The organism is Dysgonomonas termitidis, from assembly GCF_042654545.1.
Classification (GTDB): domain Bacteria; phylum Bacteroidota; class Bacteroidia; order Bacteroidales; family Dysgonomonadaceae; genus Dysgonomonas; species Dysgonomonas termitidis.
This window is the reverse complement of record NZ_JBHSGN010000084.1, coordinates 62100-76204: the sequence shown is the minus strand read 5'-3', so window position 1 is coordinate 76204 and position 14105 is coordinate 62100. Positions and strand designations below refer to the sequence as shown.

7 protein-coding genes are annotated in these 14105 nt (G+C 41.0%); 1 reads left to right on the top strand and 6 read right to left on the bottom strand.

The features are described from left to right. Positions 1 to 2 precede the first annotated feature (2 nt). Positions 3 to 3263 carry a SusC/RagA family TonB-linked outer membrane protein gene (locus ACFO6W_RS14675; RefSeq protein WP_379997713.1) on the bottom strand — a complete coding sequence of 1087 codons (3261 nt, stop codon included), beginning with the start codon at positions 3261 to 3263 and terminating at the stop codon, positions 3 to 5. A gap of 462 nt (positions 3264 to 3725) precedes the next feature. On the opposite strand from ACFO6W_RS14675, the gene ACFO6W_RS14670 reads away from it, so the two are divergent. Next, on the top strand, positions 3726 to 6443 hold the full coding sequence (locus ACFO6W_RS14670; protein WP_379997693.1) for a ligand-binding sensor domain-containing protein: 2718 nt from the start codon (positions 3726 to 3728) through the stop codon (positions 6441 to 6443). A 2-nt stretch (positions 6444 to 6445) separates the two neighbouring features. Here the strand turns inward: ACFO6W_RS14670 and ACFO6W_RS14665 are convergent, their stop codons facing one another. The 5 genes from ACFO6W_RS14665 to ACFO6W_RS14645 all read right to left on the bottom strand — a co-directional run bounded on the left by ACFO6W_RS14665 (position 6446) and on the right by ACFO6W_RS14645 (position 14088). Then, entirely contained in the window at positions 6446 to 7789 is a 1344-nt protein-coding gene (locus ACFO6W_RS14665; RefSeq protein ID WP_379997691.1) for a sensor histidine kinase, read from the bottom strand. Between the two features lie 9 nt (positions 7790 to 7798). Continuing rightward, positions 7799 to 8482, bottom strand: a complete 684-nt coding sequence (locus ACFO6W_RS14660; protein ID WP_379997689.1) for a response regulator transcription factor — start codon at positions 8480 to 8482, stop codon at positions 7799 to 7801. Positions 8483 to 9036: 554 nt separating this feature from the next. Next, positions 9037 to 11112, bottom strand: a complete 2076-nt coding sequence (locus ACFO6W_RS14655) for a glycoside hydrolase family 36 protein (RefSeq protein WP_379997687.1) — start codon at positions 11110 to 11112, stop codon at positions 9037 to 9039. A 56-nt stretch (positions 11113 to 11168) separates the two neighbouring features. Then, positions 11169 to 12329: an MFS transporter gene (locus ACFO6W_RS14650; RefSeq protein ID WP_379997685.1), complete on the bottom strand. Its 1161-nt coding sequence runs from the start codon at positions 12327 to 12329 to the stop codon at positions 11169 to 11171. A gap of 73 nt (positions 12330 to 12402) precedes the next feature. After that, the gene (locus tag ACFO6W_RS14645) at positions 12403 to 14088 is read right to left on the bottom strand and encodes a leucine-rich repeat domain-containing protein (protein WP_379997683.1); all 1686 of its coding nucleotides are present in this window, start codon (positions 14086 to 14088) and stop codon (positions 12403 to 12405) included. Positions 14089 to 14105 lie beyond the last annotated feature (17 nt).

Genomic DNA, 14105 nt, shown 5'->3' with positions numbered 1-14105 from the left:
AATTAAAATGTGATGTCTATCCCCCAGGTAAGCATGCGGTTGAAAGGAAAAGTATTATTAGATCCCTCTCCGTATTCAGGGTCATAACCGTCTTTGATCTTACTCCACTCCCAAAGGTCGTCTCCTGAAAAGTAGACCCGCAGCTTATTCAGTCCCATTTTTTTCGTTACATTCTGAGGTAGGGTATATCCTACTACTAAGGACTTTAGCCTGATATATCTGGAACTCTGAACGGTTACATCTTTGTTCGCATAATTCCAGTTGTTAAATGCATTATCCCGTGATGCAACTGTATAGCTCGTATTCGGATTTTCTTCTGTCCACATTTTCCCCATAAATGTATTATTCTGGTATGTGAAATTTGCTACCCAGGGATATGCAAAATATCCGCTTCTCAATACTGTCTGTTTTCCAACCCCCTGGAAGAATGCCTGCAAATCAATTCCTTTCCATTCTGCTCCAAGCTTGAATCCGAAATTAATACGTGGTGCCGCGTCTCCCGCATAGTAGATATCTTTTGTTGTAATAGCTCCGTCACCATCGAGATCGACCAGTTTACGAGCTCCCGGACGAAGACGGTTTGTACCGCTTTCCACCGGAGCCGGAATTATATTGCCAGCCTTGGGGCCTGTATGATCTGCATTCCAGTAATACTGATTATAGAATGCGTCGACTTCTGCCTGTGTCTGGAAAATACCATCGGTCTTATAAACATAAATCGCATCTCTCGGCATACCTACCAGACGGTTGGAGTTCTTTCCGGGATTAGGTACATTCTCACTATTTTCTAATGTAATGACCTTTGACCATGCATCAGCTATGAAGCCCCCTATATTATAAGAGACATCTCCTATCTTATCCCTCCAGTTGAGGGAAAACTCCCATCCTTTAGCCCTGAATTTACCATTGTTTGTTTTTGGTGCGGATGCTCCCAATATAGAAGGGTATGTTACAGGAATGAACATGCCGTTATTGGTCTTTACGAAATAATCGAATGAACCCGACAGACGGGATTTTAAGAATGAAAAGTCCAGTCCGGCATCGTGACTGTTAATCGTCTCCCATGTTCTCAGGTTTGAGGTCATACCACCAAGAGTCAATGACGGTTGGGATGCCACATCTGTACCAAAAAATGCATTTCCTGTATTTATTACTGCATATCGTTCGTAATTGTCGATTCCTTCAACACTTCCTGTTTTTCCGTAATTGTACCTGATTTTCAGATTAGTCAGCCATTTAAAGTCTTTCATGAAATCTTCGTTAGAAATAACCCATCCGCCGGAGACTGAATAAAAGTTCTTCCAACGCTGGTCGACAGATAATTTGGATGAGCCATCACGACGACCCAGCAGGTCTAAAAGATATTTTCCATCATAATTGTAGCTGACACGCCCCAGATATGAAACGAATCCCCACGAACTTTGCCCGCCTCCGGCTCCATTATTTGTTCCGTTTACCATCACTTCGAGGTCAACAAGATCAGAACCTGCGTATAAAGGTCCGCTATTACGCGAAGCAAGTATTTTCTTATAGTTTTCCTCTTCGGCTGTCATACCCAGCATAGCTGATATATTATGTACCTGATTGAAACTACGCGTATAGTTGATAAACCCGCCGAAAGTCACATTTTTCCATTCATATTTTTCTTCTTTTAATGAACCGGGAGATTGTCTTTTCCCTGTTTTGTTCCCTTCCCAGTCGTAATATTGGACTTCTTTCTTTAGTTCCTGAATATCTTTTTCCACCCTTTTAAACGAACCTGTTCCGGACAAGGAGAGTCCTTTTACCAATTGCGAAAGATCTAAAGTCGCTTTTATATTGGAGCGGAAAGTATTGAAGTCTGTTTTTGTCTGGCCGCCGCCTACCAGCCCTCCCACAGGATTACGCGCGCCATTGAAGGTATCATAAAATTGTCCGTATTGGTTGTAGACCGGCCAGAACCAAGGATCGTACCATCCTGCCCCCACATCGGTATTGGGTGCAGTTATATTGCGTATTTCATATGACATTCCGGTTTCTACCTTCAGCATTTTGGTTGCCTGGTAATCCATATTCAGACGCCCGCTATATTTTTTTTCCCCGTCCTCTGCAATTTTTAATTGTGAATTATTATCAGCATAACCCAGGGATGCCATATAGCTGAATTTTTCATCAGCTCCTGATATGTTTATTGAATGCTTATGCGAGAGAGACTGTCCGTACATATAATCCAGCATATTGACAGCATCGTAGCGTCCAATCTGACCATTACCTTGCTTCAAAGTAAAAACTTCTCCTTTTCTCAATGCATTGAAAAACGTTTCTCCTGTTATCGTCTCCCCAATTCCAAAGCCATCAATCGGAGTTTGAAGCGTGCCTCCGAAAGAATTGAAGATCCACCAGTCCACTCTTTTGTGAATTTCTGCAGGGTCCGTAATAGTCGGATTCTTAGCCCGTGCATCCTGGTATTGCGCTTCATAAAACATATCCAAAAATTCGAAACGGTTGGTTACTGGAGATTGAATTCCATCTATAGTTGTGCTTAGGGAACCATTATAGGTTATCTTAGCAGCCCCCTTCTTACCCCTCTTAGTAGTTACTAATATGACACCGGATGCAGAACGCGCACCATAAATAGCTGCAGAAGCGTCTTTTAGCACTGAGATATTTTCAATGTCATTTGGCTCCATCTGATTCAATTCGTCTAATGATCCGCTTACTCCATCAATGAGAACCAAAGGGCTGGACTTACCGTTGACTGAAATATCTCCACGAATTTTCATTTCCGCTCCTTCGCTGCCCGGGCGGGTAGAAGTACGTGTTACGATAAGTCCGGGTATTTCTCCCTGAAGTGCTACCGATACATTGTTTATACCACGGTCTTTAAAAACTTCATCACCGGAAATCTGGCTGATGGCACTGGTTAGAGAAGCTTTCTTCTGCGTACCGTAACCGACTACAACAACTTCGTCAAGGGTATTGGTTTCTTCAATTAATGTTATATTTATAGTACTTCTATCGTTCAGATTTACCGTTTGAGGTTCAAAGCCTATATACGAGAATTTTAATTGTGTTCTTCCTTCTGGTATATTAATGGAATAATTTCCATCGGTGTCCGTCATAGTTCCTACTGTAGTTCCCACGACACTAACACTTACTCCTGCCAGAGACTCGCCACTGGAATCGTTGACAGTTCCTTTTACCGTTTTAGTGGCTTGAGTTTGTTGAAAACTCTCTTTTACATCCATGTTCGCATACAAACCGGAATAATATGTCCCTCCCATTAATAATGCAAGGGTTAATAATAATCCTTTTTGACATGGGAATTTCGATTTTCGCTTTCTTTTCATGTGATTAGATTTAAAATGAAATTATAAACAGATTCGTTAACAAAAGTAAATGAGTATTGTGCTTTCTTATCGGAAGAAAGTACCGAAAAAGTCCGGAATAACTATTCTGGATTAAAATAGCTAAAGCCTGATTAGTGCAAAATTAATTTAAGACTCCCGAATGGCAGGCAAGATCAAAAGATTATTCACGGCTGAGGAATAATCGGTATTATAATAAGGTAAGAAGTCTATTTACTTGCTACATCTTTATCTATATAATATTATTGTTTGTGAAGGTAATCAGCGATAATCACTATTTGTATCCGTAGTATTAAAAATGAACAGAACTTAATATATATTATCAATAAATATTTAAATTTGTTGTACCTTAGTCTATACTATTCTGAGAATTTCTAAATGAAAAATAAACTATATATATTCTTTTTTATCCTGGGCTATTTTTGCAATATAGCACATGCCATTAAGCCATTCCGGAATATTAACGTCGACAATGGACTTAGTAGCAATACTATAAACTGCATATTCAAAGATAGCAATAAATATATCTGGCTGGGGCTGCCGAATGGGCTGAACCGGTTCGATGGCGTGGACATCATGTCTGTAAAACATTTTGAAAATCAATTTATAGTATCAATATCTGAAATAGACTCCGTGAACTTTTTTGTGGCATCCGATAAGGAACTTTATAGATATAACCGGAGAGAAAATACAGTCATCAGGTATCAGCAAGAAACCGATCAGAATATAAAAATAAAGAAAATACTCCCGGATAAAAGACAGAATCTACTTATAGCCACTGATAAAGGCTTATTTGTTCTGGCAAATAACAAAGTCCGGAAAATACATACCATAAGCTCCGACATTACGGATATAACTGTCGACGATAATAATATCTATTGGTTAACTACTACTTCCGGGCTGATCGGCTATAATGTAATATCGGGGAGACTTGATACATATTACTTAGTTAATAATAACGAGTCAAACAATAGTTTTTCATCCCTCTGCTTTAGTAATAATAATATCTATTTGGGATCTCAGAACAGTATATACAACTTTGATGTCAAAACAAAGACATTCAGTAAACTGACAGACCTGGATAACAATTATATCCTTAACATATATTATAAAAACAATAGATTATATGTCGGCACAAACGGGGGAGGACTTAAAATCATTTCTCTGACTGACCACACTGTAGTTTCCCTCACGCACAATCCGTCGAATCCGGAAAGTATAAGTTCGAATGCTATATATTCTTTCCTTCTCGATGGGAATTCATACTGGATTGGCACTTTTGTCGGGGGCCTTAATTACACGCCTTCTGTAAAGAATACATTTGGTATTTATAACAAAGCCGGTATATTTGATAGCCGGGGGACTAATATAAGATCGATGAACCTCAACGAGAACAGGCAAATACTGGGGACCCGGAACGGATTCATCTATTTTGCAAAGGATAAAATATATACCTTCGGCACGGAAAATACTCAAGTCCTCAAATCAAATATCATACTTTGTATATATCCGTTTAAAGATAAATACCTCATCGGCACATATGGTGGCGGGATATACCTCTTCAATCCGGACAAGCTTACTGTAGATATATTCAAAAAAGATAACATATTCGTAGACAACTCGTTCTATTCCATAACAAATGATAACGATGGCCATATCTGGTTCGGGACCTTAAATGGTTTGATCAAATATGATATAGAGGAAGACAAGTATGAAGTATTCACAACTCTCAACTCCGGATTAATCAATAAAGACATCTATTACATAACTGCCGATGCAAAAAAACGGATATGGATCGGTACTAACGAAGGCATCTGTTACTATGAGAAAGGTAAAATATATGTCCCTAAAAACATTGACTTATCTTTTATTAAGACAGTCCGTTATCTATTCTCCGACAAAGCCAGTAATATCTGGATAGGCAGTGAAAAAGAAGGGCTGATCAAAGTTTCTCCTGATATAGATTCTTTTGAGCATATCACTACCAGCGATTTTCTGCCCGATAATTATGTGTTGAGTATTATCGAAGATCAGGAGCAATACATTTGGATATGTACGCCTAAAGGAATGGTAAGATATAATCCTCAATCGGCTGACTACCGTATATTCTCTCTTTATGACGGCATCCCCTGGTATATATTCAACTCTGCTGCCCAAATGACAGACGACGGCACATTGTGGTGGGGTAATGAGAAAGGACTGGTATACCTGAATCCTAAAAATGGGCTGTCAAAGAGCAATTCGGATAGCCGGATTATTATAACTTCCGTTTACATTGATGGCAAGCTTGAAGAAGTAGGCTCCAAAACACTGCCTGTGTCTTCCGAGTGTATGAAAGTAATAAAGCTGAATTCATCTCAAAACAGCATCGGAATACATTTCTCCGACCACCTGTACACTATCCCCCAATCAGAAATCTATGAATATAAGCTTGAAGGACTGGATGACAAATGGCAACGGATTATCGGACGCAACGATTTATATATATCCAACCTCCCCAGCGGCTCTTACAAACTTCTGTTAAGAAAAGCAGGGAGCGAAGAGCCGATACAATCTATATCCATAGTCAAAACCAAATCCTACACGATTTATGTATGGCTGTTGATTATAACCGTCCTGATAGTTGCTTCGGTACTTGCTTTCAGAATGAATATACTCAAAAGCAAAAGATTGAAAGAAAAATTCATCCAGTCATCATCGAAAGTCAAGTATCAGAACATCAAGATAGAAGAAGATGAGATATCCCAGATAAAAGAAGCCCTGCTTGAATACTTCGAAGAAGAAAAGCCATATCTGAATTCCGATCTCAAACTGGAGGACGTTGCCAATGCAATACACCAGCCTAAAACAAAGGTATCCCAGGTCCTAAACCAGTATCTGCAATCTAATTTCGCCGACTTCACAAATACATACCGTATACAGGTATTTAAAGAGAAAGCAAAAGAAGGCTTAATCCAGCAATATACCCTCAGTGCTTTATCTAAAGAATGCGGGTTCAGCTCGCGTAGCTCCTTCTTCCATAGTTTTAAGAAAATTACAGGTCAAACCCCTTTGGAATATCTGAAAGAAGCCGGAATAAAAATAGATAAGCCCTGAAGTCAGAATAACAATGAAACTTTAGTCCCTGTATTAATCTCCGATTCTATTTTATATTCGATCCCGTTCTTATCCAATATACGCAACGCTATCGACAGCCCAATACCGCTCCCATGCACCTCGTTTGTGTTGCCAGCCCGATAAAAGGGCTTGCTTATATCCGCCAGCTGTCCGGAGGGAATACCTATTCCCTTATCGGCAATAGATAAACAGAGCCTGTTCTCCTCTTTATATAGATGTATTACGACATTTTCCTTAAGGGAATATTTCACTGCATTCTCTACCAGATTGAAAAGGGCAATCAGTAATTGAGTCCTGTCTTTATCTACCGACATCAACTGTTCATCCTCCGCTTGTATATCCATGTTGACCAAAATTTTAGAGTTTGGATACAGGCTTTTCGTCTTACTTATGATCTCCCATATCAGCTCATCTATCCGCATATAAGATGCCTCCTTTTCATCTTTCTTCAGGTCGGAAATGATAATAAGTGTGTCTAATATCTCTTCCATCTGCACTATCTGCTCGATGAGCTTTTCCGACAACCGCCGGTATTCTTCGGGGCTACGGTCTTTTATTGAAAATAGGTCTATATTTCCCATCATAGAAGCCAGAGGTGTCTTAAACTCGTGGGAAACATACCTCACAAAATTCTTCTGTATAATAACTGTCTCTGATATTTTTGCCAGCAGATCATTAAACGTTTCTATCAGGTTTTGCAATTCATCTTTCGTCTCAGGCGATTGTATCCTGACATTCAGATTATTTGTAGATATATTCTTTACCTGGCTTATCACATCGCTAAACGGACGATATGCGATACGGGATACCCAGCGGCTGAGCAGGACAATAGCCAGAAGACCGATAATAAAAGAAGATGTCAGTATCCACAACAGCAGATTGACCTGCTCTGTCAATCCACTTTTCAGACTTTTTGCGATAACGACAAAATCCCCCTGATTGTCTTCATAGAATATACCATAGCAAAGATATTCGTCTGTGGTAAAAGACAGATGCCTGCTAACCCGGACCCTATCGAGAATAGAAACCGGAACATCGGAAACACCTACACCGTACGCTATGTTATTGTGAATGTCATATACCTGATAATATGAATCGGTCACAATATCCTCAAATTGCGCCTTGATTTTTGCGAACTCCCTGTCATTCAGTTCATCTTCTTCAAGGTAGAACAGAGCCGATATATGGGCCGTTTTCTCAAGATTACTATAAATAGACTTCTTTGTGTTGTTGTAAAACAAGCCGTATATAAGCAGGGATATAATCGCGAAGATTATACCAAAGATAAGCGAACAATACAGGCTCAGACGATTCTTTACTTTCATATATTACCTTTATTCATAGGATTCTATCATATAACCGCGCCCTTTTATCGTTTTGATAAGTTTTGCATACCCATTTGTATCTATCTTATTCCGCAGGTAGGAAATATATACATCCACCACATTCGTATTCGTATCGTAGTTTACACCCCATACAGTATCCAGTAATTGGGTGCGGGACAATACTTTATCTTTGTTTTCCATCAGTAATTTCAATAATTTGAATTCCTGCATTGTAAGTTTAATCTCCTTCCCCGCCCTTTCCACTCTGTGCCTCTCTTTATAAAGCTTCAAATCATCGCATTCTAATATATCGGCCGGAACATCATATTTCAATCCGGCCCTACGGGTCAGTGCATTGATATGGGCGATCAGTTCCCTTAGTAAAAAGGGCTTGGTCAGATAATCATCGGCTCCACAATCTAATGCTCTTATTTTGTCCTCTGCATCTCCTAAGGCACTGATAACAAGTATAGGAGTGTTGATCTTTTTATAACGTGTGTATTGCAGCAATTCAATACCATCTATATCCGGCAACATGATATCCAGCAGAATCAGATTCCATCCTTTTTCACTGATCAGACGGCGGGCATCTACCCCATTCTCGGCAAGTACGACGGAATATCCGGTTTCTTCCAGACCTTTTAGCACAAATTCACTGATGCGGTGGTTATCTTCTATTAATAAAATCTCCATAACACATAACTTTAGAATTATAAAAGTAACGATTTTCAATTAATGCGAAACTGATATTGAATCGAAACATCCTATTGTTTTTCCTGTAAAGGGTCAAAACTTCAAAAAAGGTAACAGTTTTTTCAGTGAACAGTAAACAGTAAGCAGTAAACAGTGAACTAACTTGTAACTTGTAGGTGCCCGAAGGGCGCAGAAATAACATTCGCCGAAGCGAAGGCGAGGCAAACTCGTAACTGTTAAAAGGTAACAAAAGTAACAGATATATCAGTTAACAGTAAACAGTAAACAGTCAGCAGTTAACAACTCGTATCTTGTATCTCGTATCTTGTCTACTTGTAACTCGTAACTGCCCGCAGGGCGCAGAAATAACATTCGCCGAAGCGAAGGCGAGGCAAACTTGTAACTTTCAAAAAAAGGTGACAAAGGTAACACCTTCCCTCTTGTTACTTTTTCCGGCTTTTTAGCTATCAGCCAACAGATAATCTTTTCAAGGATCGCTTTTGTATATAGATAAAGTATTCTGCTTTCTCTAACATATTTTCCGCTTATTCGCTCTATTCTGCCACTCTGTATTTTATCAACAATGATTGGTTAGGTTTATCCAAAGTCAAAACAAACCGCGCGGCAAGCTCACTGCCGTTTACAATAACAGATTCTTTTTTATCAAGATCAGTTACTTCATATTTCTTTTCGGGCTTAATAGCCGAAAGTTTCACCGTGATATTGTTTTTTTTCGACGCTTTGCGGCGAAAAGCGACTATAACGCCGCTATCATCCGACGGACGGTTCAGTTGATATGCCAGCCAGATATTATCGAGGGTTGTATCTTCTATTCCCGTTAATGGATAATAGTCTTCGTAATAATAGGGGCGGATGTTCTGAAACTCATTTAACCGGGCTTGCATTTCGTATATCGAAAAGCTCTTATCCGTTATTTTCCAGTTGCAGGTCAGACAGGTGCTCATACTCGAACGGAACGCATACGGGTCGGTCTGTAAAATACCCGTTCCATGCAGGGGAAGGAAAAAGTTCAGTCCGTAAGTATGGCATTGATAGCCGTCGGGGTCGTCGTAATGGTAATAATCGCTTCGCCATAGAGGCGCGCTTCTCGGAATTGTCTCCATGTCGATACGTTTTCCTCCACTGGCACAATTATCTATAAACAGGTTCGGGAAACGCTTGAGCAGATAGTCCCAGAATTTATACAGATTTTCGATATGACGTATTTCTTTCATCCCGGTTCGCCCTTCTTCCTCATTTGCCGCCCAATAAATATCGGGATGCATATTAAAATCCTGGCGGTAATGATCCACTCCGTTCTCTTCTATCATATCGCCGATATATTTGCAAAGCCAGTCGCATGCTTCAGGGTTTCCCAAGTCAAACATCAGGTAAGTATCATCGTTGTGCCCGGAGATATCCAGCATCCATTCGGGATGCTCTACCGCCCATTGCGTACCCCTTATCACACGTTCGGGTTCGAACCATACCATGAATTTTGCGCCTAACTTGTGAGCTTCTTCCGAAATAGGCTTCAAACCGTTGGGGAAACGTGTGGTATCTACTGTCCAGTTGCCTACTGTGTTAGCCCAGCTTTTTCCGTGTTCCCAATCTGCGGCTCCGGTATTCCATCCGGCGTCGAGCCAGAATACTTCGGGCATTATGTTGAATTGTTTGTAACGCTTCATCATGGCTGTCGCGTATTCTTCGGTCAGACCTGAATATTCGGTATAAGGAGCAGGGTCTTTGTAGTTGAATCCTGTAGCCAGAGGGTAGGGGGCATTCTTACCGTTTATTTTGTGTGCCTTGTGGCTCAATACAAATCGGCGGAACTGATTATGCCCGTCCATCCTGTCGTCGCTGTTCCAATACATGAGTGTAATGCCCGGCGTGCGTATACTTTCTTTTCCATACAAATAGAGGTCCATTGTTTTCATCCCCGATTCTATGGATATTCTCTTCTCTTTTTCGCAGCGGATATCGGCATACCAGCTGCCGCTCCATCCTATACCTACAAATACGCCCTGCGAGGAGGCCGACTCTATATTGAATACAGGCAGATAGTCTCCTTCGGATGAACGGCCGTTGATCGGCTCCATGGATTTGCTATCACCCGGTTTTAGTATCAGTGTACGGGGATGGAAGTCATATTTGGATATATGATTTCCATCCGCGTAATGCAGGTTGAAATCTCCTCCGGTCGGATATTCCATCTCCATATCTATGGCTTTCACTTGTTTGAGGTTTTTTGAATTGGCGGCGCCCATATTTGTGAAATGGATTGTCCATTCCAACGCCTTAAAGGCCGGATATCCTTTAATTTCACATTCAACCTTCAATCCGGTTTCCGATTCTGTATAAATTGCCAGATACCGGACAACCCCCGGTTCATTACCGGGTTGTTTCTCTATGGACTGCTTCCATTTGCGGATAAACTCTTTCGATGAGATTCCGCCGTATATAAAGGAGAAAGGAGGAGTCTTCCCTTTGGCAAACAGAGTTGATACCAGATTCTCCACATTTACGGGAGCCTTTGTTATCTTAGCCGTAGTTTGTCCTCTCGAACTGATTGTTGCGCAGATAAAAATGAGGAATATAACGATTGTTTTACTGCAAATATTTTTTATCATGAAACGTTTATTTTGTACAAGAAATTTGTAATGTTTTTTATTGATTCCAATTTTTTCTATTGACTGGTTTTTCTGACAATGCTGATCAGCCACAACATATAGCACCATATGGCAGCTATGAGAATGATCGCCGATACCTGAGTCTTGAACGCATCTGTGACAACGCCGAGAACAGGAGGCAGGATAGCTCCTCCCGAAACTCCGACAATCAGCAGGGCCGATATTTCATTTGCCTTTTCGGGAATGCGCTTCAATGCCAGCGAGAATATGATCGAGAACAGGTTGGCGTAGCCCAGACCGAAAACCGCAACACAGGCCAGCGTTGCCCACAGATTGGCGTTGATGCATAGAAGGACTAATCCTGCTAAGGCTATCCACACACTGTAGATAAAGAACTTCGACTCGGAACTTTTCATTAGTAATATCCCGCCTAAGAAAGCGCCCACTGTACGGGAAAGAAAGTATATACTATTACCCATACCGGCATCTTCGACCGAAAGCCCGGCTTTTTCCATCAACAGCTTAGGGAAAGTCATGTTCATTCCTACATCGACACCCACCAGTACCAGTATCCCAATAAAAAAGGCCACGATATATTTGTCCTTGAACAGCTCGAGTGTGTTTTTTATCGAAATATTCGATTTTTCACTTCGCCTGTCTTCTATCGGGGTAAGGCTCAGCCAGATGAAAGCGAGGAGAGAAAGAGCGGCGTATATAGGGAATATCATTCTCCACCCCAGAGTAGAACCTACTACCGATGCTGCCAGAATAGGGCCGATAAAGGAACTTACCGCTTTCACAAACTGCCCCAGAGTAAGGGTCCCGGTCAACTTATCGGAGTTTACAACATCGGCTACAAGAGGATTGAGCGATACCTGTAGCAATGTGTTGCCGATCCCGATCAACCCGAACATAATAAGAACAGTAGTGAAATCGTAAGCGGCCAGTGGCAGGCACATAGCCAGCACATGGAACGCAAAACTTATCAGCACTGTCTTTTTGCGGCCTATCTTGTTCATCAGCATCCCGGTTGGGACAGATAAGACCAGAAACCAGAAAAAGCAGGACAATGATATGAGGTTCACCACGGAATCGGTAAGATGACTAAAGTCATTTTTTACATAATTTGTGGATATTCCTATAATATCTACAAATCCCATGATGAAAAAACCGAACATCACTGATAGAATTCTTATGGCGGAAGTATTATTTTTCATCCTTTACAAATTCGTTTGATTAAAGCTATCCCGGAATTAGTCCGGGATAGCTTGGAATGTTTTAATTATACTTTTAGTTGACGGTTTTTAATAGCTCTCCATAGTTACCCGTAGCGGCATTTGTCCAGTTATAGTATTCGACACGCACGCCGGCTTCGATTGCTTTCTGTACAGGGTTTACTCCTGAATTCCAAGTGCTGCTCCAACCTCCGTTTTCGGCAGTTTCTACTTTCAGTATGCGCGATTTGGATGTATTTGCCGTAAAGTCGAAAGCCAGTTTATCGCCACTCTGTCCCCATGTAGACCAGGCATATCCATTGCGTATATCGAGATACTCTATCGGACATCCTGTAGCTATGAACCGGATATCATAGTTGCTAAGCAATGAAATACCTCTCATATCTATATATGTTAATGCAGTATTGTTACTTAGGTCTATATCTCTCAACCACGGCTGGTCTTTTGTTACGAACGAAGTCAGTCCTGCATTTTTCGCCGATATGGTTGTCAGGTTGAACCATCCGGCCATATCTATCTCGCTTATATTGTTGTTGTCGCATACCAGATGCCATATATCATCGAAATATTTCAAACCGTCCAGCGATGTTATATTTTTGTTCGATATATCCAGCTTGTTAGCCAGGTTTGGTGGCAATTTGGCATTTCTGGCTTCACTGATTATAATATCATTCCCACTGAAAGCCTGAGGACAATAACCTTTCATTATAGTGCGCAGATTGGCGTCAGGCATTGCTGCCGTACCTGTATTCCCCCAATTAATTTTGTCGAATACAACTTCCCGGTCGAGACCGATTGCCGTTACCTTCACTCCCGACAAGCCGGCAGTTTTTACAGCAGTCGACCTATTGAACATATCCATGTGCCAGAACCAGATGTTGCTCACCAGTAATTGGCATTCCTGGCTGGTATCGAAGTCAAACTTGAAATTATCGAACGAACCAAAGCACATACAGTTACTGATATCCAATTTGCGGAACTTGATATTGTCCAATACAATACTAAGCAATGCCGGGCATTTACTCAGGTCAAGTTCTGTCAGAGGATTGTTGCCCATGTATAATGTCTGCAATGTTTTAGACTGTATATTCATGCTGGTAATATTGCTGCTCCATGCAAAGATGCTGACAATACCATCCATTCCTGTTAATTCGATATTACCAAGGTTATTGTCGGTAGCCCAGAGTGTTTTCAGTTTAGGGAAGTTTTCCAAACCGCTTAAGTTGGTAATTCCTTTACCCGAAACATTCAGAGTTCCGCCTTCGAATTCGAAGGCAGCCGCTACGGAAAGTTTTAAACTGTCCTGAGCGTCGAAAAGCTGTGGCCCTATTACTTTCAAAGAATTTCGCAGGTTTACATCCGCCACCCATCCTTTAGGTAACCATTGTTGCATACTGCCGAGCGATATTTCTTTGTCCCCTCTTATCAGGACTAATGAATACCCGCTTTCCTGTGCATTGAGAGGGAATAAGAACTTCAGATGGGAAGATGTCACTTCTTTTATTTCCACATCTATGTCGAAAGAATTATCAAGCGGTTTGAGCAACGGGCGCAAATGCAGGCGGTCACCGGACTGAAAACCCCGTCCTTCGATTGTCACTTCCGTACCTTGAATACCATCTTCATATTCGGGAATAACAACGCCGGATATACCGAACGATAAATCATATTCGGTCACATCATCGCAACTCCAAAAGCAAGTTAGCGAAACCAATAATATTAATAATCTAAACTTATACATCTTATTCGGTTTTAATT